This window comes from Amycolatopsis sp. lyj-23 (assembly GCF_046549135.1).
In the GTDB taxonomy this organism is placed as follows: Bacteria; Actinomycetota; Actinomycetes; order Mycobacteriales; family Pseudonocardiaceae; genus Amycolatopsis.
The window spans coordinates 24,499-46,179 of sequence record NZ_JAJPWN010000033.1 but is presented as its reverse complement, the minus strand read 5'-3'; the positions used below and the strand labels follow the sequence as shown (position 1 = coordinate 46,179).

At 69.5% G+C, this 21,681-nt stretch carries 22 protein-coding genes; 15 read left to right on the top strand and 7 right to left on the bottom strand.

Annotated features, from left to right (window positions below; translation table 11 throughout):
- The first annotated feature begins 16 nt into the window (after positions 1-16).
- On the top strand, positions 17-367 hold the full coding sequence (locus tag ACLJPY_RS48810; RefSeq protein ID WP_410597846.1) for a hypothetical protein: 351 nt from the start codon (positions 17-19) through the stop codon (positions 365-367).
- Here the strand turns inward: ACLJPY_RS48810 and ACLJPY_RS48805 are convergent, their stop codons facing one another.
- Positions 368-1,396 (bottom strand): tyrosine-type recombinase/integrase, encoded by a 1,029-nt coding sequence (locus tag ACLJPY_RS48805; RefSeq protein WP_410597845.1) that lies wholly within the window; start codon positions 1,394-1,396, stop codon positions 368-370.
- A gap of 135 nt (positions 1,397-1,531) precedes the next feature.
- On the opposite strand from ACLJPY_RS48805, the gene ACLJPY_RS48800 reads away from it, so the two are divergent.
- The 3 genes from ACLJPY_RS48800 (at position 1,532) to ACLJPY_RS48790 (ending at position 2,979) form a co-directional block, all read left to right on the top strand.
- Complete coding sequence (locus ACLJPY_RS48800) at positions 1,532-1,789, top strand: hypothetical protein (RefSeq protein ID WP_410597844.1); 258 nt, start codon at positions 1,532-1,534, stop codon at positions 1,787-1,789.
- 5 nt (positions 1,790-1,794) lie between these two features.
- Complete coding sequence (locus ACLJPY_RS48795; RefSeq protein WP_410597843.1) at positions 1,795-2,193, top strand: hypothetical protein; 399 nt, start codon at positions 1,795-1,797, stop codon at positions 2,191-2,193.
- 501 nt (positions 2,194-2,694) lie between these two features.
- Positions 2,695-2,979, top strand: a complete 285-nt coding sequence (locus ACLJPY_RS48790) for a hypothetical protein (RefSeq protein WP_410597842.1) — start codon at positions 2,695-2,697, stop codon at positions 2,977-2,979.
- 183 nt (positions 2,980-3,162) lie between these two features.
- Here the strand turns inward: ACLJPY_RS48790 and ACLJPY_RS48785 are convergent, their stop codons facing one another.
- On the bottom strand, positions 3,163-3,387 hold the full coding sequence (locus tag ACLJPY_RS48785; RefSeq protein ID WP_410597841.1) for a hypothetical protein: 225 nt from the start codon (positions 3,385-3,387) through the stop codon (positions 3,163-3,165).
- A 106-nt stretch (positions 3,388-3,493) separates the two neighbouring features.
- On the opposite strand from ACLJPY_RS48785, the gene ACLJPY_RS48780 reads away from it, so the two are divergent.
- From ACLJPY_RS48780 to mobF, 9 genes are all read left to right on the top strand, one after another.
- Positions 3,494-4,537 (top strand): sigma-70 family RNA polymerase sigma factor, encoded by a 1,044-nt coding sequence (locus tag ACLJPY_RS48780; RefSeq protein ID WP_410597840.1) that lies wholly within the window; start codon positions 3,494-3,496, stop codon positions 4,535-4,537.
- A 31-nt stretch (positions 4,538-4,568) separates the two neighbouring features.
- Complete coding sequence (locus tag ACLJPY_RS48775) at positions 4,569-4,856, top strand: hypothetical protein (protein WP_410597839.1); 288 nt, start codon at positions 4,569-4,571, stop codon at positions 4,854-4,856.
- Positions 4,857-5,111: 255 nt separating this feature from the next.
- On the top strand, positions 5,112-5,741 hold the full coding sequence (locus ACLJPY_RS48770) for a hypothetical protein (protein ID WP_410597838.1): 630 nt from the start codon (positions 5,112-5,114) through the stop codon (positions 5,739-5,741).
- A gap of 109 nt (positions 5,742-5,850) precedes the next feature.
- Complete coding sequence (locus ACLJPY_RS48765) at positions 5,851-6,612, top strand: hypothetical protein (protein ID WP_410597837.1); 762 nt, start codon at positions 5,851-5,853, stop codon at positions 6,610-6,612.
- 90 nt (positions 6,613-6,702) lie between these two features.
- Positions 6,703-7,038: a DUF6247 family protein gene (locus ACLJPY_RS48760; RefSeq protein ID WP_410597836.1), complete on the top strand. Its 336-nt coding sequence runs from the start codon at positions 6,703-6,705 to the stop codon at positions 7,036-7,038.
- Positions 7,039-7,293 (top strand): hypothetical protein, encoded by a 255-nt coding sequence (locus ACLJPY_RS48755; RefSeq protein ID WP_410597835.1) that lies wholly within the window; start codon positions 7,039-7,041, stop codon positions 7,291-7,293.
- Between the two features lie 114 nt (positions 7,294-7,407).
- A complete protein-coding gene (locus tag ACLJPY_RS48750; protein WP_410597834.1) occupies positions 7,408-9,435 on the top strand; it encodes a UvrD-helicase domain-containing protein in 2,028 nt (675 codons plus the stop codon).
- A gap of 126 nt (positions 9,436-9,561) precedes the next feature.
- On the top strand, positions 9,562-10,071 hold the full coding sequence (locus tag ACLJPY_RS48745; RefSeq protein ID WP_410597833.1) for a hypothetical protein: 510 nt from the start codon (positions 9,562-9,564) through the stop codon (positions 10,069-10,071).
- A gap of 550 nt (positions 10,072-10,621) precedes the next feature.
- Positions 10,622-15,571: a MobF family relaxase gene (gene mobF, locus ACLJPY_RS48740; protein ID WP_410597832.1), complete on the top strand. Its 4,950-nt coding sequence runs from the start codon at positions 10,622-10,624 to the stop codon at positions 15,569-15,571.
- 13 nt (positions 15,572-15,584) lie between these two features.
- On the opposite strand, the gene ACLJPY_RS48735 is transcribed toward mobF, so the two are convergent.
- From ACLJPY_RS48735 to ACLJPY_RS48715, 5 genes are all read right to left on the bottom strand, one after another.
- Positions 15,585-16,274, bottom strand: coding sequence for a hypothetical protein (locus ACLJPY_RS48735; RefSeq protein ID WP_410597831.1), 690 nt, complete (start codon positions 16,272-16,274; stop codon positions 15,585-15,587).
- Between the two features lie 195 nt (positions 16,275-16,469).
- Positions 16,470-17,387: a hypothetical protein gene (locus tag ACLJPY_RS48730; protein ID WP_410597830.1), complete on the bottom strand. Its 918-nt coding sequence runs from the start codon at positions 17,385-17,387 to the stop codon at positions 16,470-16,472.
- Positions 17,384-19,129: a type IV secretory system conjugative DNA transfer family protein gene (locus ACLJPY_RS48725; RefSeq protein WP_410597829.1), complete on the bottom strand. Its 1,746-nt coding sequence runs from the start codon at positions 19,127-19,129 to the stop codon at positions 17,384-17,386. The genes ACLJPY_RS48730 and ACLJPY_RS48725 overlap by 4 nt, the downstream gene beginning before the upstream one ends.
- Positions 19,116-19,418 (bottom strand): hypothetical protein, encoded by a 303-nt coding sequence (locus ACLJPY_RS48720; protein WP_410597828.1) that lies wholly within the window; start codon positions 19,416-19,418, stop codon positions 19,116-19,118. The genes ACLJPY_RS48725 and ACLJPY_RS48720 overlap by 14 nt, the downstream gene beginning before the upstream one ends.
- Positions 19,415-19,609: a hypothetical protein gene (locus ACLJPY_RS48715; RefSeq protein ID WP_410597827.1), complete on the bottom strand. Its 195-nt coding sequence runs from the start codon at positions 19,607-19,609 to the stop codon at positions 19,415-19,417. The genes ACLJPY_RS48720 and ACLJPY_RS48715 overlap by 4 nt, the downstream gene beginning before the upstream one ends.
- 199 nt (positions 19,610-19,808) lie before the next feature.
- Between ACLJPY_RS48715 and ACLJPY_RS48710 the strand changes: the two genes are divergently transcribed.
- On the top strand, positions 19,809-20,660 hold the full coding sequence (locus ACLJPY_RS48710) for a GntR family transcriptional regulator (RefSeq protein WP_410597826.1): 852 nt from the start codon (positions 19,809-19,811) through the stop codon (positions 20,658-20,660).
- 31 nt (positions 20,661-20,691) lie between these two features.
- Positions 20,692-21,627, top strand: coding sequence for an NAD(P)-dependent oxidoreductase (locus ACLJPY_RS48705; protein WP_410597825.1), 936 nt, complete (start codon positions 20,692-20,694; stop codon positions 21,625-21,627).
- Positions 21,628-21,681 lie beyond the last annotated feature (54 nt).

Here is a 21,681-nt window from a genome sequence, read left to right as displayed (position 1 = left end):
TGTTCGATTCGGTGTCATGAATTCGACGTGGACACGACCCTCGTGGTGCCCGCCGGTCGGGGACGGGCCTGCGTACCGGTGGGACATCGACTTCCTGTGTAACGGCGAGTACTGGTCGCCCCAGAGCGGGTTGATTGGCGGGCCACCGGACGGCGTGGACCTGGAGCAGCTGCTGCGCGCGTGGTTCCAGCAGCGCGGCGGTCCCGCTGCCCGCTGGCGTCTGCAGGTCGCGCCGCGCGCGGAGGACACACCGCCGATCGCGAGCGTCGAGCTGTGGTTCGACGAGCGCGTGCGACCGGTGAAGAGTCTGCGCCACGACGACGGCATACCCACGCCGCCGCCATGCTGGGAGCCGGACGACACCTGATCACTCGTCGACGGCCAGGCGCTCGATCGCCCGCTGCTTGTCCTCTTCGCTCGGCAGGCTGTAGTGCCGCGCCGTTTCCACGCTGTGGCCGAGAAGCTCGGCCACCAGACCGAGGTCGACACCGTCGCGGACCAGATTCGTCCCGGTCGTGTGGCGCAGCGAGTGCGGCGTGAGGTCCCCGTCCCGGCCGAACTCCAGGTTCGCATCCGCCGCGATCGCTTTCAGCTGGTCGTAGGCGCCCCGCGTCGAAAGTCGGCCGCCGCGGCGGTTGAGGAACAGCGCCGGCGTCTCGACCGCGCCTGGCCAGGTAGCCCGCTCGGCGATCCACTCCTCGAGGGCCGCGCGCAGCTGCGGGTGCAGCGGCACCTCCCGGTACTTGCCGCCCTTGCCGTACCGCACGATCAGCACGCCCTTGCGGGCCGAGATCCGGACGTCGCCGACGTCGAGCGCGACGACCTCGCCGCCGCGCAGCCCGCCGTAGTACTCGGTGTAGGCCAGCGCCTTCCCCCGTGCGTCGGCCCGCTGCGCCGCGCGCAGCCATCGCGTGCGGTTCCGGTCGTTGAGCGCCCGCGGCGCCGACTTCGGCACCTCCTGCCGCTTCGCGGCCGCCGGCCCGACGCCGACGTGCCGCAGGAGGTCGTCGACGGCGGTCAGGTGCGCGTTGACCGTCGAAAGCTTCCGCTTCGCCACCGTCAACAGGTACGCGCGGTAGTCCCGAACCGCACCGTCGCGCGCGTGGGCGTCGACGAGCGGGTTGCCGTCGACGTCGGCCCCGTCGAGCCAGGCGAGGAACTGGCGCACCCGCGAGCAGTACGCCCGGACCGTGTCGCCGTCGAGCGGTTCGCCCGGCCGAGTCTTCGCCGCGACGTACCCGTCGAAGGTCTCGGCGAACGCCGCCGGCACCGCCGTTGCGGCCGCGCCCGGCCGCCGCCGAGCTCCACCCGCCGCGCGGCCGTCGACGGGTGTCGAAATATCGGAAGTAGTTCCGGCACCCTGCGGATCCGCCTGGTCCGAAATATCGGAAGTCACGACAAGAGTTTACTTCCGATACTCACAAGTATCGGAAGTAGGCCACACTCTTCGAGAAGTCACTACTTCGAGCACATTGGACAATTTCGGCGAAAGCCCTAGACTTGCTCGAAAGTAGAGAATTTGGAGGTTTTCATGGACACTCCCCGAGTGCTGCGGATGACGTTCGAGTTCCGCATCCCGCCCGGCCTGCGGGCGAACGTGCACACCAACCGCGTCGAAGCCGCGATCGCCGCGTTCATCGGCGCCGCCCAAGGCCTCGCCGGCACCGTCTTCCCCTGGGCCGACCGGATCCGGGTCAACCACAGCTGGTCCTACGAGTGGTGGTCGACCACCGACGAGATCGAGTTGCCCGCGACCGACAAGAACACCGTCGCCGAGAAGGCCGACTGACCGCGATGACCAGCACCGACACTGTCACCGTTCCCCGCAGCGTGTACCAGTCCCTCAAGGCCGGCGCGATCACCGGCAACGCCGGCAACTTGCTCGGGATGCTCAGGCTCAACGCGACCAGCGGCCTGCCGCGGGTCGTCCACCCCGGCGACTCGTTCGGCCGGATCGTCGCCTGGATGTGGACCCAGGACCGCGAGGAGACCATGCTGCTACTGGCCGACTTCCTCGCCGAACTCCGCGACCATCACGCCCTTTCCGGCGACGTCACCCCGCCGGTCAGCCTCGCCGAGGTGCTCACCGGCCTGCGGCTCGCCTGGCCGCCCACGGCCGAGGACGCCGAGCTCGCCGCCCTGACCGACTACGCCCGCACGAAGGTCGCCAGCTACTACGGCAAGCCTCTTTGATCACTGCCGAGGATGCGGCTGCGCGGGGTGAGGTAGCTCGATCGTGGGGCGGTCACGTTGGGTGGCCGCGTAGACGGAAATGGGGAACGACCGGCCGGTCAGAATAGTTCCCGCACCCCCGCTGAATAGCGCGCGGAAGCGTCTGGTATAAGCCATCCAGATCACCGGAGGCAGGCTCCGTTTCAGTTGTCACACGCGGACGCTTTAACGCTGCGTCACAGAATTTTTCGGCTCCCCGATAGGGTGATTTCCGATCTTGTGGCCCCATTGGTTCGGACCAATTTCGGCGTCCCACCTGGTGAAATGGCCTCGTTCGCGTCTGGCTGAACGAGACCGCGCGTACGGTTTTTTGTGTGACACCGCTTCGGTGGCACGAAGCGCGCGTCGGCGCTGCTTGTGCTTACGCCTGACGTACGTCATCGTTATTTCGGGCTCCGCCTTCGGGTGGAGCTCGCGGTGGATCGGCACCTTGATCCCTCCGCTCTTCGAGGTCGCGAACTCGTGGCCAAGGAGCTCCGGCAGCGAGCCGGGATCCGAAGAGAGGAGAAGGTGATGACCGCCGGGTACGACCCTCCGGACGGCGACGAACTGGCACCTAGTGCCGGCGAGGACCCCGAGGGAGACAACAACGCGCGCGGCCTGCGGTGGGTCTGGCGGACGTTCGTTCGTCCGGGTCTGCTGCTCGTCGAAGCGGTGGGGGTGCTGAAACAGCACGAAGCCCTCGCCGCTGGGGCGAGGGCGCTCGTGATGGCCGGTGACGTGATCACACAGTCTGTCCAGGACTGATCACATAACCAGGGGCGGGCCCAGTCATTTCGGTGGCTGGGCCCTGCTTCTATGTCCCCTCCTGAGTACGTCGCAGGTGGGGCCACAAAAGTTTCACTGCCGCTCGCATCGACGCTCCGAGCCTGCTCGGTGAGTCTCGCTAGCGGCCGTTGGGAGCAGTTTGGGTTCCGGCAGGCTCCGCCGTCAACGGCTCAACCCGTCGTCACTTTCGTTGGCGAACAGCACGATAATAGCGTTTCCCCTGGTGATAGGGCTACTTTTAAAGTAGCCTGTTGGCATGTCGGGACCTTCGTCCAGCACGAAAACACCCGAAAGTGCGCCCATGTTGGCCTGTGAGCAGTGCAACACGCCCTTGCCGCCGCCGCGTAGCGACGGCCGTGGTCGTCCGCGGAAGTACTGCTCGTCCACGTGCCGTTCTGCAGGCCGGCGGCAGCGCGACCGCGAAGCCCGGCCTGCACCACCTGAACCTGCCGCCGAACCGCTCGGCGTGGGGCTGGGACCGTGCGAAGTCACGATGATGAACTTGCGGTGCGGCAAACCTGCAGAAGGGACCATCTTCCTGACCGATGTCGGCCAGGTACGCGCCTGCCGCGCTTGCACGGAGACCTTCGTGAAGTGGCGCAACGCCACCATCGTCCAGGTGCCGGCGGAGCGCCCGCCCGCTCGAGTCGAGCGGCAGCGCGCGCCCGAACCGGAGAGCGCCCCGGCACGTCGTGAGCGAGGCATCGAGCTCAGCCCGCGGGAAGAAGTGGCGCTGAAGGCCTACGTCTCCGGCAAGACAGTTGACGCCGTCGCACGCGAGATGCGCCTGCGGGTCAGCACCGTCCGCGCGTACCTCAACCGCGCTCGCGACAAGTACCGGCAGGCCGGACGCAAGGCCGACACTCGGGTCGACCTGTACGAGCGCGCCGTCGAAGACGGCCTCATCCCTGCGCCGCAGTCTCTCGACACGACCGTCGTTGCCGGGGTCCGCATCGCTCACGATCTTGACGACGATGACCTGTCGTTGTGGCTTCCCGAAGGGGCGACCAACGCGCTCTACCGCTACGTCGCGGCGCGGACACAATCGTGGGCTCTGCCCGGGATGTCGGCCGAAGACTTGCTCCAGGAGACCCTGGTGACCTACTTGACGTACCGACGGAGCGTCGGCGGGGAAATACCCGCCGGACAGGTGATGCGGCTTCTGGTGCAGATCGCTCGGCAGAAGCTCGACGAGCTTGCCCGCGCCGCACGCCGGCGTCCTGCTGAAGTGCTCGTAGACGAGTTGCCGGAGCCGTCTGCATCGTCGCAGGCTGAACGCTTGGAACCGATGACCCGGGCGGTGGACCGACTCCTCGAGCAGCTACCCGAGCAACAGCAGGACGTGCTCGTTCTGCGCATCGCAAGCGGGCTCTCGGCGAAGGAAACCGGTGATGCACTCGGCATCAGCGCCAGCGCGGTGCGCGTGATGCAGCACCGCGCTCTCACCAGGCTGCGGCAGAAGATGGCCGCCGCAGGCCTCGTGCCCACTCTCTCTCTACAGCCGGAGACAGAGCCACGCGAAGACCCGCACCAGTGACAGCTCTTGGCCCGAGGAAGGGAAGCATCCGATGGGAGCGCCGTACGAGTGGTCCGCGACCGGGCTGCCCTGCTACCGCAGTGGTCAGGCCCCGCCGTTCCTGTTCACTGGGGGCCAGCTGGCCGAGCTCGGTCTGCGCTCCACCGGCGGACAAGCCGCGTTCGTGGACACCCAGCACGGCGACGTGGCGCTGTACCTGATCACCGAAACCGAGCTGATCAGCCCGAACGCCTGGCCACCGGCCAAGCCGGGCGAGACGAAAACCGGCCCAGCCGCGGCGCTCAATTCCCCTTGGCCGGCCCCGCAGGCGCAACCCTGACGCTAGGCCAAACGGGTGTAAAAGCGGTACCCGTGAACACAAAAGCGTCCCGGCGGTTGAACCGCTCGGGACGCTCGTGTTATAATGGCTGGAACACCTGTATGCGCAGGTGTGAGCACTCTATCAGGTCTATCAGCTTCGACACTGATAACTTAACCCCCCACCGGGGGGTGAGTCAACCGGAATCACCCGGTTGTGACCGGAGGCACGAGCGTCGTGCATGGAGTGCTCCTACCCATGAAGGAGCAACACCCCATGTCAACGGACATGATCACCATCGGCGGCATCCAGTTCGCCGGGTTCATCGGCGCCGGCGCGCGCCAGTCGCGCAAGGTCGTGACGGACCAGAAGAAGCTCTACCTCGGCGACGCCCCGGCATGGTCGTACTACGGCCCGCTCAACAACGGGCTGCGCGGGGCGCTCAACGCGACCGACCCGGAGGCGCACCTCGAGCGGATCGCCGCCCGGGCGGCCGCGCAGAACACCGCGAAGGGCGAAGCGTTCCGGGACGCCTCCGCCGGGTTCCTGAAGCTGGTCCCCGCCGGGGCCACCGGCGTCCGGGTCAACCCGGCGGCCTGGAACACCAACGACCTGACCGTCGCCCTCCGCAACGCCGTCGGCGTGCGGCTGAAGAACGGGAAGACGCTGTACGTGGTGGCGAACCCCAAGGCCGACCCGCTCACCCAGGACGCCGCGGACGCCCTGCTGCGGATGATGGAGCTGGCCGTCGGGATCGCCCTGCCCGGCGCCACGCCGCAGGTCTGGGACCTCCGCTTCAACGGCGGAACGGCCTACCGCCTGCACGGCAACACCAGCCGCCAGGCGCTCGACGGCTACCTGCAGGCGCAGGCCGTGGCCTACCGGTCCTTCTGGGACGCCGCGTAACCGAGTGCGGGAGCCCGTCCTTGCGACGGGCTCCCGCCCTTCCACCCTCCGGCCGGACACGGGCGCGAGTTCCCCGAACCCGACGTCGACGTGCGCGAAGATGCCCGGCATGAGCACCGAAGGCCCTGGTCAGTCCCCGTCGCCGGAGCGCGAGGCGATCCGGATCGCGAACGCCTTCGAGTCCTACGACCAGACCGGCCGGCACTGGGAAACCGCCGGCGACGACGAGAGCCCGTTCGGCCAGGCCAGGGTCTGCCGGGTCTGGCCGGCCCGGGTTCTGCACGTCGTCGGCGCCACGGAGATGGCCGAGCAGCTGCGCAGCCTCTACGGCTCCGGCGAGATCACCGGCTGGACCCTGCAGCCGATGGCCGCGACCCGGACCCCGCTGCACACCGTCGAGCAGCGGATCCGGGAAGCCGCAGGCGGGACCGGCCGCGGCTACACCCCGCTCGCCCGCGGCGGCTTCGTCCACACCGAAGAAGTCCAGGCAACACCGGACGCGGCGCTGCTCGGCGTCCGCAACGTCGGCCTCAGCACCCTGCCGATCATCCGGGAGGTCCTCTCCTACACCGGCCCGGCCGTCGACGAGGCCGCCGAGCTGCCGCCGGCCGCCCGCGAGCGCCTCTTCGCGCCCGAGCGCCAGGCCGAGCTCGACGAGGTGTTCACCGCGGCCACCCGGGCCCGGTACCGGCGCCTGGTCGACGGGCTCGCCGCCTCGTCGATACCCGCGGCCGCGCTGCGCAAGATCGGGGAGTCCCTCAACGCCGAAGCGCTCCCGCCCGCGGACTCCCTCGTCGAGCTGCTGCTGGAAACCGCCGGCCTCGACGGGCTGCTGCAGCTCTACCGCGACACCCACGGCCCCGCCGAGTAGTGCCCGCCCTGCCCGGCGCGTGGGTCGAACGTGGGTCGAGTGTGGGTTCGGATGGCCCACCCTTCCGGCGAGTCCCGCTATCGTTGCCGCATGGCTTCCCCAGCAGTTCCCGCCGACAGCGGGGCACCGCGGCCGCCGGCGGCCGACCCGGTCGCCATCCGCCGGTGCTTGCCGCCGGCGCTGCGCGAGGCCTTCGACATCGAGTGGGACACCGTACTCGACCAGGCCAAGGCCGACAAGACGCTCGACGGGATCCGCGAGCTGCTGGCGAAGTGGCGCGGCATCGCCGCCGCCGAACAGCGCTCACCCGGCTCCCACAGTCGGCTGCTGGCGAAGGCTTCGCACATTCTCGCGACCGGGCAGCACCCCGGCGCCCGCAGCGTCGAGGATCTTCGGGACCTCATCGAGGAGCGGCTGGGCCGCTAGGTGTACCGCATCGTCCCCGACGACGAAGTGCTCGACCAGGTCGCCGACCTTCCGGCCGAAGGGCTCGCCGCGTTCCGCGAGCTGCTCAAGGTCCTGGAACTGGTGCCCTGGCGCGGGCATCCCCAGCACGTCGCCAAGCCCGACAGCGAAGTCCGATGGATGCCATTCGGCCCCGGCGACGTCGGCCAGGTGGTGTACCTCGTCCTCGACGACGTCGCCGAGGTGCACCTGCTGCTCGTGCAGTGGATCGGCTGAACAGCGCGGCCGGAATCCGCGAGAAGTGGACACGAGTTCGTGTCCAAGATCTGTCCAGCGAGGTCACCCGAAAGCGGCTTGAGTAGGCCTTCGTTTTTCGTCACAATGGTTGATGTGACGAAAAACGCGACGGTAGCAGCCGGTGCCCCGATCAAGCGGCAGTGCATCAAGTGCGGAGGCGACTTCTACGTCCGCATGTCCGGACCCGGCCGCAAGATGAAGTACTGCTCGCGCGCCTGCCAGCAGGCGTCCTACCGTCAGCGAACCGCACTTCCGATCGACAACATCCGCCGCGAAGCGGAGGACGCTCTTCAGTCCCTGGGGTCACGGATCAGTGCCCTCGGCACCGAGAACATCGACGAAGAACACCTGTCCGCCGTGGTCCGGCACGTGCGCGCGCTGCTTGACCTTCTCCCCGACTACGCCGTCACGGACCCGCAGCCGACGGCCGCAGAAACGCGACCTGTCCCAGCGGCAATCGAGTCGCACGACGACGCCCCTGATTCAAATCGGACGGGCACGAACTCGACGCCTGTCGTCGCCGAGCCGGGCACGGAAAGCGTCACGGAGACACCCGTGAAGGAAACCGTGAGGACGGCTGCCGCGGTGCGGACCGCACTCATCGGCGGTGTGCGCCCGACGAGCGAGCAGGCCGCGATCATCGACGCGTGCGTGTCCGGCCGCAACCTCGTCATCGAGGCCGGCGCCGGGACCGGCAAGACCTCGACGCTGCGCATGGCCGCGCTCTCGCTTCCCCGCGGCCGCCGCGGCCTGTACGTCGCGTTCAACAAGGCCGTCGCGGCCGAGGCCAAGTCGAAGTTTCCCGGCAGCGTCACGTGCGCCACGGCGCACTCGCTCGCCTACCGCGCCCTCGGCTACGCCTACAAGCAGCGCCTGAACGGTCCCCGCGTTCCTGCCCGTGACGTCGCGAAGATCATGAAGATCACGCGGCCGCTGGACCTGACCACCACCGCCGGCGCCCGCAGCCTCGACCCGGCAGTCCTCGCACGGATCGCCGCGAACACCGTCGATCGCTACTGCATGTCCGCCGACCTGGAGATCGCCGCCCACCACGTACCGCCGGTCAACGGCATCGACGGCATCGCGCAGCTGACCTTGCGCGAGTTCATCCTGCCGAAGGCCGTCGAGATGTGGGAGGAGCTGCAGGGCAAGCGCGGGCAGCTGCGCTTCGCCCACGACCACTACCTCAAGATGTGGGCCCTGACGAACCCCGACCTCGGCACCGACGTCGTGTTCTTCGACGAAGCCCAGGATGCCAACCCGGTGATCGCCCGGGTGGTCCAGGCCCAGCGCGCGCAGCTGGTCGCTGTCGGCGACAGCAACCAGGCGATCTACGCCTGGCGCGGTGCGATCGACGCGCTCGAGAACTGGCCGGCCGACGACCGGCTGCGTCTGTCGCAGTCCTGGAGGTTCGGCCCGGCGATCGCCGACGAGGCGAACAAGTGGCTCACCGCACTGGAGTCAGACCTGCGCCTGACCGGCACGCCCTCGGTCGCCTCCTCGATCGCGACGCTGTCCACGCCCGACGCCGTGCTGTGCCGGACCAACGCCGCGGCGATGGGGCAGGCCATCGAAGCGATGGACCACGGCCGCCGGGTCGCGCTGGTCGGCGGCGGATCCACGGTCAAGGGCCTCGCCGAGGCCGCCCAGGACCTACAGGCCGGGCGCACCACCCAGCACCCGGAGCTGGCCGCGTTCGCCAGCTGGAGCGACGTGCAGGACTACGTCGAGCAGGACGAGGCCGGCGCCGATCTCGGGGTCTTCGTGCGCCTGGTCGACCAGCACGGTGCCGCCGAACTGATCCGCGCGGCAAGCCGCCTGGTCAACGAGGACCGTGCCCAGCTGACGATCTCGACGGCCCACAAGGCCAAGGGACGCGAGTGGCACCGAGTCCAGGCCGCCGGCGACTTCCGCCAGCCGAAGGCCGACGACGACGGCAACCCGGGCAAGCTCTCCCGCCCCGAGGCCATGCTGGCCTACGTGTCGGTGACGCGCGCCCAGCACGTCCTCGACCGCGGCGGCCTCGCCTGGATCGATGACCACCTCGCCGGCGTTCCCGGCCCATCGGCACGACGTAAGCCGACCCGGATGACCGACGACTCGGCCGCCTTCTGGTCCTGACCCGCAGACGTCACGGATTCCGTCACGCAGATGGCCGCGTGACGGAATCGGTGACCGCGCTGAACCTGTCCCGTCGGATATCCTGACCAGCAGTTCAGGGCACGAGGCGTGAGGAAGGTTCGGGGGATGGCGGAAACGAAGAAGAGGACTACTGGCCGCGGCCGCGGCGCGTCCGCGACGAAGTCGACGCTGGAGCAGCTGCTCGCCGCACGCGACGAGGTCGACGCGGATACGGTCAGCCTGCGCGAGCGCGAAGAAGCCGTCTTGGCGGCCTTCGCTCAGGCCACGGTGGACCGGGACGCGGTCATCGCCACGCGCGACGCGGAGCTCGCGAAATTGGAGAAGCGGGCCACAACGATCCGCGAGCAGGCGGAACCGAAGCTCGCCGGAATCGACGAACGTGTCGCTGTCACCCTCCTGCAGCTGACCGAGCTGGGACGGAACGCCGACCAGGTCGCGAAGATGACCGGCGTGCCAGTGAAGAAGGTCCGTTCAATGATTCGGGACGCCCGCAAGGCGGCGCCGGACGAGTCGCGAGCCGGTGCCGGGTCGAAGCCGATGGATTCACGTGCGGCCGCGCCGGCCGATGCGCCGTCGGTGGCATCCGTGGCGAAGGAGACGGCCGCGAGTTCGTGACCGTGATGGCTGTGTGACGAAAACGAAGCCCTGGTGCGGACAGCGCCGGGGCTTCGTTCGTTGGACCGCGTTTCGGTCGCGCGGCGGGTATGCATCGATGATGTTTTTCGTGGCCGGGTCGCGTACTCGCGACCCTCTAAGTGCGTGGAAACGAGGTCAGCGCATCGGCGCTTCCCCGATCGTCCGGCGAAGTTCGTGAGTCACCGAACCCTTCTGGGTGAGCCCATCTCTCCCAGACCCCCTCTATCGCGGCTGGTCGCATGGTGAGGCCCCCCGCCGGTCGCCGCGTGCCGCGACTCCGTGCCCTGAGACATGGTCGTCCAGTCGCGATCCTGCCCACCTGCCGATCTCACTTTGCCCACCTTCTCATCACCTCCTCACGTCCCCTTCTGCTCACCTCCTCACTTCCAGCCCCATCACCTTCTCCCTCTCCATCACGTCCACTCCTGCTCGCCCGCTCTCACCTCACCACCTGTCTTCTTACGCCCTTCAAATCCACACACCTATGCATTAATAATGATCATGGTCCGAGCTGAGGTATGATCGACTCGTGCTTCGGATCACGCCCGTCGGCGCCAACGCCGTCGACTACCTCGTCAAGGGGTCGGGCTGTGCTGAGCACGAGCGCTCGCCAGAGCCCGGCGTCGAGCACGACTCGACCGACTACTACCTGTCCGCCACCGCGCACGGCGAAGCCCCGGGTCGGTGGATGGGCAAAGGCCTGAGCGCCTTCGGCGTGACCGAAGGCGAGCGCGTCAACGAAGACATGGTGCGCAAGATCTTCGGCGAACTGAAAGACCCGGAGACCGACGAACACCTGGGCCGCGCGCCGATGAGCTTCAAGAAGTTCGAGGAGCGCCTGGCGGCCGCGCTGGAGGCCGAACCGGACGCCACGCCGGACAGACAGCAGGAGATCGCCGACAACATCCGCGACTCCGGTCGCAAGGCCGTCGCGTACTACGACTGGACGTTCAGCCCGCCGAAGACCTTCTCGACGCAGTACGCCGCGTACCTCGCCGCGGGCCGGCTGCAGGAGGCCGAGACGATGCTGCGAGTGCAGCGCGAGGCCGTCTCGCTGGCGATGAGCTACGCCGAGAAGCACGCCGCCTACACCCGAACCGGCTACCACGGCCGCACCGTGAACGGCCGCTCGGTCGGCAAGTACGAGAAGGTCGACGGGTTCATCATGACCGTCTGGCCGCACTCGACCAACCGCAACGGCGAGCCCCAGGTCCACACCCACGTCGGCGTTCTGAACCGGGCGATCACCAGCTCCGACGGCAAGTTCCGCGCGCTCGACGGCAAGGCGTTCCGCCCCATCAAAGAGGCCGCCGCGTCGGCGTACGAGCGCGCGGTCGAAGACCTCTCCCGCGAGTACCTGGGCCTGGAATGGGTCACCCGCCCGGACGGCAAAGCACGCGAGATCGCCGGCGCCGACCTGGACCTCGCGAAGTCAGCCAGCACTCGCCGCGAGCAGGTCGAGGAACGCGCGGCCGAGCTGATCGAGGCGTACGTCGACCGCCACGGCTACGAGCCGTCGGCCGCCGCGCTCAAGAAGATCAACCAGGCCGCGACGCTGGAAACCCGCGCCCGGAAGTCCGGCGAACAGGGACCGGCCGCGGTCGCGAGCTGGGGCGAGCGCAACGCCGAAGCGCTAAACGCGCAGCTGGAGAGCGTCGCCGAGGCCGCCTTCCAGATCAAGCAAGGGCAGCATCCGGACCTGCAGTTCCTGCCGGACCAGACCGACCGCGTCGCGATCCAGCGTGCCGCCCTGCAGGACGTCGAGCGGCAGTACCCGACGTGGACGATCGGCAACCTGACCGCCGCGATCGACAAGCGACTGCTGACCGTCGACGGGCCGGCCGAGAAGAGGCCGCAGGTCGTGGAGGCGATGGCCCGCGAGGTTCTCGAACCCGGGAACCAGTTCGGCGTGCTCACGCTGACGACGCCGGACCTGGTCGAGGTGCCGCAGCAGCTGCGCCGCAAGGAGGACAACCGCAGCCTGTACCGGCCCCACATCGACGAGATTTACGCGACCGAGGCGGCGCTGTCGACCGAGCGCCGGATCGTGGCCGGAGCCCAGCAGCTGACCGCGCCGAAGCTCGACGGCGTCGACCTGGAGCTACTCCGCGCGCGGGTCACTTCGATCAAGATCAACGGCAAGGACATCGGTTCCGACCAGGTCGAGGCGATCATGGCCATCGTCTCCTCTGGCCGCGCCGGTGACGTCCTGATCGGCCCGGCCGGCGCCGGAAAGTCGACCGTCGTCGGTGTTGTTTCGCAGGTGTGGGAGCAGGAGTTCGGCGGCCGCGTCCTCGGCTTGGCGACGTCGCAGCGTGCGACACAGATCCTCACCGAGGAGGGCATGGAGGCCATCAACACCACGCAGTTCCTGCAGCGGTTCGCCGCCGACGCGAACGGCACGGTGGCCGACTTCGTGCGCAAGGGCGACCTGTTCGTCATCGACGAAGCGGGCATGTCCAACCGCGACGAGCTCGCGAAGATCAGCGCGATTGTCGAGGCCGGCGGCGGCAAGATCCTGTACACCGGTGACCACCAGCAGCTCGCGGCGATCGGCGCGGGCGGCATGCTCGACCTGCTCGCCACCGACAACGGCGCGTTCACGCTGGAAGACATTCACCGGTTCCGCGAAGCCGACGGCAGCCCGAACCCGTGGGAGGGCAAGGCCAGCCTCCGTCTCCGCGAGGGCGACCGGTCGGTCATCAACGAGTACGACGCTCGCGGCCGTCTGCTCGGTGGCACGGTCGACGAGATGCAGGACGCCGCCATGCGCGCGTACCTCGCCGACACTCTCGCGGGTATGGAGTCGCTGCTGATCGTCGGCGACAACGGGCAGGCCGCCAACCTGTCCGGGCTTATCCGCCGTGACCTTGTTCGACTTGGACGAGTTCAGCGAGAAGTCCTCGCCGAACTCAAGGATGGGAACAAGGTCAGCGTCGGCGACGTGATCCAGGCCCGACGCAACGATTGGTCGATCAAGGTGGACGGCGACGGGCTGGTCACGAACCGGCTGACGTACACCGTCGTCGGCCGGGACGAGTACGGCCAGTTGCTGGTCGAGGACAAGAACGGCGTGCAGGCGCACCTCCCCGATGCCTACGTCAGCGAGCACGTCACCCTCGCCTACGCCTCGACAGTGCACGCAGCGCAGGGCCGAACGGTGAAGACCTCGCACGCGCTGCTGAGCGAAGAGTCCCAGCGTGAAGACGCCTACGTCGCGCTCACCCGCGGGTCGCGGCGCAACACCGCGTACCTGGCGACCAACCGGCCGCCCGACGCGCACGAGCAGCTGCTGGACGTCACCCCGGCCGAGCTGATGGCCGGCGTTCTGGACCGCTCCGGCGCCGCGGTTGCGGCCGAGCTGGAGTTCCGCGCGAGTCAGCAGGAAGGCCGCAGCCTCGCCTGGATCGGCACCCAGTGGGAACTGGTCGCCAAGGACTACAGCACCGACCGCTACACCCGCGTGCTGGGCATGCTGGTCGGCCCCGAGAAGGCCGCGGCGATGGAGAAGGAAGAGGCGTACCCGGCGCTGATGCGTGCGGTGCGTGGCGCGGAGCTCGGCGGCCACAACGTCGATGCCGTACTCGCCGAAGCCGTGGCGAAGCGAGCGCTCGACGGCGCCGACAGCGTTTCCGCGGTGCTGCGGCACCGAGTGCTCAAGGAGATCGACGGCCGTCAGCGTGAGCAGCGCGTCGACGCGAGGGACTGGACGACCTTCCAGGCCCCGATTGAGGGCCCGGTCGGGCAGTTCCTGCACGAGATGGCGGTGCTCGCCGGTGACCGCCAGGCCGTGCTCGCCGCCCAGACCGCGGCCGAGATGCCGGCGTGGGCGCAGCAGTACCTCGGCACGCCGCCGGAGCAGCCGGAGCAGCGCGCCGAGTGGCTGCACCGCGCCGGCGTGGCCGCCGCGTACCGCGAGCTGCACGCGATCCCCGAGGACCAGGTGTCGATCGGTCCGGCGCCGTCGCCGGAGAACGAGTTCCACCGCGCGCTCTGGAAGGCCGCGCACCGCGCGTTGGGCAACCCGGCCGACTCGCTGGACTACGAGGGCGCCACCGAGGGCGAGCTGCGTGAGAAGCGCGCCCAGTGGGAGCGTGAGAAGAACTGGGCGCCGGAGTTCGTCGGCGAGGAACTGCAGCAGGCGAACAAGCTCGCGCAGGACTACCACCAGGACGCCAGCCTGTTCGCCGCGCGTCTGGAGACGCTGGCCGAGGGCACGCCGGAGTACGACCAGACCCGCCTGGAGGTGCTGCGGGCCGAGCGCATGAGCCAGGACTGGGCCGAGCGCGCCCGGCAGCTCGACGAGGTCCACCGCGCCCGCCAGGGCTGGTACGCGAGCACCGAGGCCGCCCGGGTCGCCGACCAGCTCGCCGCCGAAGAACTCGAGCGCCGCGGCCTGCCAGCCACGCTGGAGCCGACGCCCCAGCCGCAGCAGACGACCCTGTTCGACGTCGTCATCGAGCAGGAAGTCGGTCCCGTTCCCGAGCCCGACGTCGAGCCCGCTCCCCGGGCCTGGGAACTCGACCCGGCTAACCAGCCCGCTCCTGCGGCCGAGCCGGTCGAGCATGTCCTCTGGTGGCAGCGCTGGGCCGACGGGCTCACCGGGCCCGGCACCGAGCTGCCCGACGGCGTCGACCGCAACCAGATCCCGCTCTTCGACGCGGGTCCGGCGGCGAAGTCGGCCGTGACGGCCGAGCCCGAGCGCGACGAACACCAGGAGCCGGTCGTCGACCCGGAGCAGATGTTCCTGTTCGACGTCCAGCCGCCCGCTGCCGAAGAGCGCGCCGAGACGATCGAGCCGGAGCACCAGGCGGAGCCCGACGTCGTCGACCAGGAGCGCGCCGCAGCCGCGGAGATCGGGGCCGAAACGGCGCCGGCGCCGGTCGTCGACGAGCCCGAGCGTGAGCTGGCGGCCGAACCCGACCCTGACCAGCTGGAGATGTTCCCAGTCGAGCAGTCGGTGGAGCACCGCGTCGAGCAGCAGCCGGTCCGTGACCACGCCCCCGAACCGGTCGACGAGCGCGACGTCGAAGTCGACGCGAGTCCGGCGACGCGCCGCGAGTCGCTCGACGAGCGGGTCAACCTCTCCGAAGCGCGGCGCCAGGCCCGCGCCGTCGAGGCTCAGCGGATCCGGCGGGAAGCCGCCGACGCTGCCCGGCAGGCGCGCACCGATCGGACGGCGGCCGCCGAGCAGGACGCTGCGAAGGAAACCGCCGAGCGCGCCCGCCGTGACCGCGGCATGGAGCCGGTCAAGCCCGAGACGTCGAAGGAGGCGAATCGCGAGCAGGAGAAGGTGACGGTGCCCGCCCGCGAGCAGGACGAACCGGCCATCGAGCGGACCCAGCGCCCGAGCCCGCAGCAGTCCGCCGAGCGGATCCGCCGCCACCTCAACGACCTCGACCGCGGTGCTCGGTCCTACCAGGACCGCGCGCGGCACGACGGCCCTGGCCACGGCCACGGCCACGGTCCGAGCCTGTAGAGGACGGGCGTCTTTAGCCGGCCCGGCGGCGGTCGGCTGCCATCCGCTCCACGGACGCGGCGATCCCGGATCGCCACTGCTCGTCAGCGGCGATCCGCTCCAGCGGGCCGTAGAACCCCGGGCAAACGGCCTGGTCAGGCGTCCGGTGCTGGCTGACGTGCGGAGCGAACGGCGGCTCGACGATTTCCACGTCTGAAGGGTGGCGATTCGGCAGCGTGCCCCAGGTCAGGCCGAACTCCGAGGCAGTTGTGCTCTGCAGGAGGCGCAAGTACGACCTCCACGCATCGTCAGCTGCGGTGCGAAGCTCGTACAGGTCGACTGGGCACCGGCTGCCATCCGACAGGGCGGTCGCGGTCCGGCCTACGTAGATGTGCCCGTGGATCCGCATGATCGACTCGCCAGGGGCCTGATTCTCGCTGCGCGCGGTCAGCTCGAGCCGCGCCGGCGTCGAGGCGCCCCCCGTCGGGTGCTCGACGTAGCCGCCCATCCGCTGCAGCTGGACGAGGGTCTGGGCCAGGACGTCGTGGTAGACGTCCGCCAGCCGCGGGAGCAGGTGCTCCATCTTCGGAGTCTGCGCCAGGGCGTCACCGAACAGCGACAAGCTCGTCGGCACCGAGAAGTACACGTCGAGCGCGTCGGCCGGCGGCCGGCCGGTCTGCAGGTCGAACAGCGGTGCCGGCTCGACGTTCGTGTCGCCGATCATCGGGACGAACCTCCTGGCAGCGATCCGTGCGGGTCACGGACCAGCTACCGATGGTACGGCCCCACACCGACAGCGCCGAAGCCGAATCCGCACGCGAAGACCGGACAGAACCCGGTCGAGCCGGACAGATCCTGGACACAAAGCGGGCCCTCGACCCGAAGGTCGAGGGCCCACCTCATCCGCCCTACGCCCTGGTCACGGCGCTTGATTGGCCTGCTGCTCGGCGGCCGCGGCCGCCCGGTCCCGCTCGTGGCGCCACTGCAGATCCGCACGGCGGGCCTGCTCGAAGAACTCGCCCCAGTACCTCGGATCGGTGACGTCCGAAGACGCCGCCTTCGCCTTGTCGGCCGGCACCGGCTGCGGCTCCCCCGGCACCGACGTCTGCGGGGGGCTCACGACCCGCTGAGCCTGCTGCTGGGCCTGCATGTACGACGGAATCGAGTACTGCCCACCGCCAGCCGGCGCGGTCGCGCGAGGCGCGCGCGCGGCTTCCGCCTGCTGCTGCGCCTCGTGGGCGGGCACGAGGTGCTGCCCGGGGGCGCCGGGCACCGCCCGGCACATGGTCGACGGGATCGCGGCCGCGATCCGCTCCAGGGCCGCGTCCAGCCACCGGGTGTTCCACTCGGCCATGTTCACCGACGACGCCCGGCTGCCGGTGTGGGCGTCGTCGTAGCTCAACCGCAGCCACCACACTTGCAGGAACGCCGGGCGGTGCAGCGGCCAGCAGTCCGGCAGCTGGCCGCGCGTCACCTCGTACCAGTAGCCGAGGGTGGTGTGGACCCACTTGCCCAGCGCCTCCCACTCCTCCTCAGCGACCGCGGTGGTCAGGTCCGGCCAGTGCAGCCGCGGCTCTTCCGGCTCGACCTCGGCTTCGTCCTCACCGACGAGGGTGTCGACGACGCCGCGCAGCTCGGCGACGTCGGCCCGCAGCGTGGCCAGGTCTGGGCCGATCACTTCGGAGACGTCCTTGACCACGGCGGAGAACTTGCCGGTCGCGTCGCCGAGTTCGACGCGCATGGCGCGAAGCTCCTGACCGAGGTCGATCAGGAGCCGATCCCGCGACGGCGGGACCGCTTTGGTCCCGCCGTCGCCGGTGTCGTGTCCGCTGGTCACAGGCTCACCCGGTTGTCCACCGGTGCCGGCTGCTGCTCCCACTGGACCTGCGGGGTCTTCGTTCCCTGGGCGCTTTCCAGTTCCTTCATCTCCCGCGCGATCCGCTTGCGGCCGGGTTCGTACTTCACGATGCCGGCGCGCATCCAGTTCAGGCTGGTCACGAACGCGTACCCCATCGGCAGACCACCGAGAACCTCCGGGCGGAGGACCTGCTCGCGCACCATCCGCTTGCTGCTGCCCCGGCTCTTGCCGCCGCCGCTGTTGTGGTTCTCGCTTTCCGACGTGTCGGCGACCATCCTGGTCCGGGCCAGGAACGCCAGCCGCCTCAGGTCGTCTTCGTTGCTGATGCCGCCGAGGATCACCTTCGTCGGCAGGTTGTCGAAGATGATCTTCTCGCCGTCGTCGCCCCAGGTCATGCGCATCTGCGCGAGCGACTGCACGACGGCCTCGACGAGGATGTTCGCGCCTCGCGAGTCCGCCGACCACTGCGGCAGCGGCACCGGCGTCTGCTGGGCGACCTCGTCCAGCAGCATCGCCAGGCCAAGCGGGAGCCGCCCGCCGACCATCGCCGCGGCCTGCTTGGCGCTGGTGAAGATGTGTTCGGTCAGCGCGGTCAGCAGGGGCGCGAGCCGTCGGTCGGTTTCGCTGCCGACCGCGTAGAGCGTGCCGGAGGCGAGGAACTCGGCCATGTCGAAGTTGTCCTGCGGCCGCGGGCGGCAGGCCGCCGCGACGTGCGGGTTGTCCATGAAGCCGACGCACGAGACGACCGTCGCGAAGTACCCGGTGCGGGTGTTGTGCGAGGCGTCGAGGCTCGACTGCAGCGTGCCGATCCAGCCGGCCGGGACGAAGTCCGGGTTGGCCTGCAGGATCCCGACGGGCGTGGTGTCGTCCGGGTTGGTCGCCCAGTAGTGCACCGCGCCCATGTCCCAGTTCATCAGCGCCGCGGCCAGCAGGTAGCAGCGGATGATCTCCTGGGCCTTGCGGGCCCAGAAGTCGCTGCGGTCGATGCCCTCGGCTCCGCCGCCACCGCGGACAAGAGCCCACGCGCGGGCGTCGGCGACCGCCTGGTTCCGGCAGCCGGAGACCGGGTCCCAGAAGAACGTGCTGGGCACGCCACCCAGGCCGGTCGGGTTGAACAACCAGACCTTTCCACGCTGGGCGCGCAGCTCGGCGGTGGCCTCGAACAGCTCCAGCTTCGTGCTGGCGACGTACTCCGCGCCGGGGAAGTCGAGGATCTGGTTGATCAGCATCTGGCTCTTGCCCGAACCCTGCGGGCCGAGCAAGAGCATGCTGCGCCCGTACGGGCTGTACACGTGTTTCCCGCGGACCGGCCGGTGCCCGGAAGCCAGCTTGCCCAGGTCGAAGCCGTACTCGGTCGGGGCCTGGCGGCGCCGCGTGCGGCCGGTCCGGTACTGCAGGTCCGGGCGCAGGAACTCCGCGCTCTTGTACAGCGCCTTCGCCCCGGCGAAGTCGGAGAGGTCCTTCGGGGTGACCCAGCCGTCGTCACCGAGGTTGCGCCGCAACGTCTGCCGCTCGCTGAAGTACCACCGGTTGTGGCCGATCGCCGCGCCCACCGCGAGCACGCCCGCGGGGATCGCAACCGGCGCCGCCATGTCGTAGAGCGGCGTGAACGCGCCGGCGGGGTCGGCGATGGCGTCCATGACGCCTGTGAACCCGCCGACAATCACCCCCGTGGCCCCGAGGCGGCGTTCGAACTTCCTGGCATCCTTATCGTCGGACATGGAGCAAGCCCTCCCTGTTCGAGTGGTCGGGCAGCGACACCCCTCGCTGTCCGACCGCGTCCATTTCCTCGCCGCAAAGATCGTTTGCGGCACCTTCCACAGTAAGCGACCCGTCCGACAGTTCCGGCGTCGAACAACGCCCCTGCCAGCGCGAATCGCGGTAAACCCGGGTCAGGTCGAACCGACCGGCCCGCCGGACGTTCCAGCCGTGCGCCTTCGCTCGCGCGTCCTCGGTGTCGAAGAGACGCTCGTCGAGAACCTCGATGACGTGCTGTAGCCGTGCGATCACTTGCTCGCCTCCGAAACCTTGCCACCGAGGTTGGCGACGAAGTTGACGACGTCGTGGCCGACCGGCGTCACCGCCATCAGGCACAGCGAGACGATCGTGAACAGCACCGCCGGGGCAGCGCCCCGGCCGTACTTCGCGCTCACGAACGCCGCCATCGCGAACGCCCCTGCCAGCCAGTAGATCACCGTCATCGTCGTCTCCAGCCCTCGTGCCTTACCGCCTTGCTGTATCACAACGTACCAAGATGAATCAGTGATACACAAGCCCCGTCGATCTTCTCTATTAGATCGACGTGCTCTTATGGCGGATCACCTGGAGAGGCTCTGTCCGGCGCTGATTCAGCCTGATACTCTCTGATACACGCTGACGTACGACGGTTGGAGGGGTGTTGTGACTGAGCCCGGTGAGCTGGCGCGTGGAACCGGCGTCCTGGAGGTCACCCGGACGTTCCGGACCGAGATCGAGGCCGGCCGCTACCGGCCGGGCGAGAAGCTGCCCACGCAGCGCGTCCTCGCCGACCAGTTCCACACCAGCACCGCGACGATCAGCCGCGCGCTCGACGTGCTCGCCGAGGACGGCCTGGTCGTCTCCCGGCCGCGGGTCGGAGTGTTCGTCAGCCACCCGACGCCCGACCGCGCCGAGGCCGGCGGCCGCCGCACCCGGCCCACGATCGTCGTCGTCGGCGGCTATGCCGGATCCGGCAAGACCGAGGTCGGCCGGATCATGGCTCGCCTCACCGGCTGGGCCATGCTCGACAAGGACACCCTGACCAGGCCCGTTGTCGAAGCGATGCTCTCCTCGCTCGGCCAGTCCCCGCACGACCGGGAGTCCGACGCCTACCTCGAGCAGGTCCGGCCGGCCGAGTACGAGTCGCTGCGCGAAGCGGTCGTCGAGAACGTCTCGTGCGGCAACTCGGTGATCCAGACCGCGCCGTTCATCCGCGAGCTGGCCAACCCGGTGTGGTGCCGCCGCGCCGCGGCCGACGCCGACGCCCTCGACGCGCGGCTGCGCGTCGCGTGGGTGCGCACCGACGCCGAGAGCATGAAGGTCTACCTCAAGCGCCGCGCCGCGGCTCGCGACACGAACAAGCTCGCCAACTGGGACACCTACCTCGCCGGGGTCAACCTGCAGTACACCCCGGCCACCGACCACGCGATCCTCGACAACAGCGTCCAGGACCCGCCCCTGCAGCAGCAGGTCGAGGACCTGCTGGAACGGTGGGGCGTGCAGGTCCGCCGATAAGCCGGCGACCCCAGCGAAGGAGAACCCGACCGTGCGCATCCTCGTCAGCAGCGAGCCCGACGACGAGGTCGGCGCCGGCCTGCTTGCCCAGCTGCCCGGCGTCGACGTCGTCCGTTACGACCCCACCGCGGCCGAGCTCACCGCCGAGCAGCGCGGCGCCGACGTGCTGATCCCGCCGTACCGCGGCAGCCACCGCCCGCTCGGCCTGCTCGCGCAGCTGCCGAAGCTGAGCTACGTCCAGCTGCTCACCGCCGGCGCCGATGAGTGGTCCGGCGACGTCCCGGCCGACAAAATCCTGGTCAACGCCCGTGGCGCCGTCGCCGGCCCCGTCTCCGAGTGGATCCTCTCGGCGATTCTCACCCTCTACCGGCAGTGGCCGGACCTCGTCCGCTTCCAGACCACCGGCACGTGGGCTCACCGCCGCGTCGAGGCTGACACCCTCGCCGGGAAGCGCGTGCTCATCGTCGGCGCCGGCGCGATCGGCTGGGCCGTCGCCCGTCGACTGTCCGCGTTCGACGCCGAGACGACGCTGGTCGCCAGCACCGCCCGCGCCGATGTCCACGGTCCCGACGAGCTGCCCGCGCTGCTCGGCGAGCACGACGTCGTCGTCCTCACCCTCCCGCTCACCCCAGCCACGACCGGGCTGGTCGACGCGGACTTCCTCGCCGCGATGCGTGACGACGCCGTCCTGGTCAACGCTTCCCGCGGCGGCATCGTCGACACCGACGCCCTGGTCAGCGAGCTGAAGAGCGAGCGAATCCGCGCCGCCCTCGACGTCACCGACCCCGAACCACTCCCCCAAGACCACCCGCTGTGGACCAGCCCGGGGGTGATCATCAGCCCGCACATGTCCCGGACGGTGCCCGGCACCAACGAGCTGTGCTACCGCGTCGCCGCCGAACAGATCCGCCAGCACCTCGACGGCCAGACGCCCACGAACACCGTCCTCGAGCGCCGCGCGAAGTAGCCGACTCGACCGCGTGAGCTCGCGTCGTCACCCGAGAAACCGAGGAGAGATGAC

What these genes read in the sequence shown, in the direction of transcription:
- ACLJPY_RS48745 (WP_410597833.1), top strand. Translation starts at nt 9,562, where the DNA reads ATGGCGGAAACGAAGAAGAGGACTACTGGCCGCGGCCGCGGCGCGTCC.
- ACLJPY_RS48810 (WP_410597846.1), top strand. Translation starts at nt 17, where the DNA reads ATGAATTCGACGTGGACACGACCCTCGTGGTGCCCGCCGGTCGGGGAC.
- ACLJPY_RS48715 (WP_410597827.1), bottom strand. Translation starts at nt 19,609, where the DNA reads ATGACGGTGATCTACTGGCTGGCAGGGGCGTTCGCGATGGCGGCGTTC.
- ACLJPY_RS48795 (WP_410597843.1), top strand. Translation starts at nt 1,795, where the DNA reads ATGACCAGCACCGACACTGTCACCGTTCCCCGCAGCGTGTACCAGTCC.
- ACLJPY_RS48780 (WP_410597840.1), top strand. Translation starts at nt 3,494, where the DNA reads ATGATGAACTTGCGGTGCGGCAAACCTGCAGAAGGGACCATCTTCCTG.
- ACLJPY_RS48800 (WP_410597844.1), top strand. Translation starts at nt 1,532, where the DNA reads ATGGACACTCCCCGAGTGCTGCGGATGACGTTCGAGTTCCGCATCCCG.
- ACLJPY_RS48765 (WP_410597837.1), top strand. Translation starts at nt 5,851, where the DNA reads ATGAGCACCGAAGGCCCTGGTCAGTCCCCGTCGCCGGAGCGCGAGGCG.
- ACLJPY_RS48770 (WP_410597838.1), top strand. Translation starts at nt 5,112, where the DNA reads ATGTCAACGGACATGATCACCATCGGCGGCATCCAGTTCGCCGGGTTC.
- ACLJPY_RS48760 (WP_410597836.1), top strand. Translation starts at nt 6,703, where the DNA reads ATGGCTTCCCCAGCAGTTCCCGCCGACAGCGGGGCACCGCGGCCGCCG.
- ACLJPY_RS48735 (WP_410597831.1), bottom strand. Translation starts at nt 16,274, where the DNA reads ATGATCGGCGACACGAACGTCGAGCCGGCACCGCTGTTCGACCTGCAG.
- ACLJPY_RS48775 (WP_410597839.1), top strand. Translation starts at nt 4,569, where the DNA reads ATGGGAGCGCCGTACGAGTGGTCCGCGACCGGGCTGCCCTGCTACCGC.
- ACLJPY_RS48725 (WP_410597829.1), bottom strand. Translation starts at nt 19,129, where the DNA reads ATGTCCGACGATAAGGATGCCAGGAAGTTCGAACGCCGCCTCGGGGCC.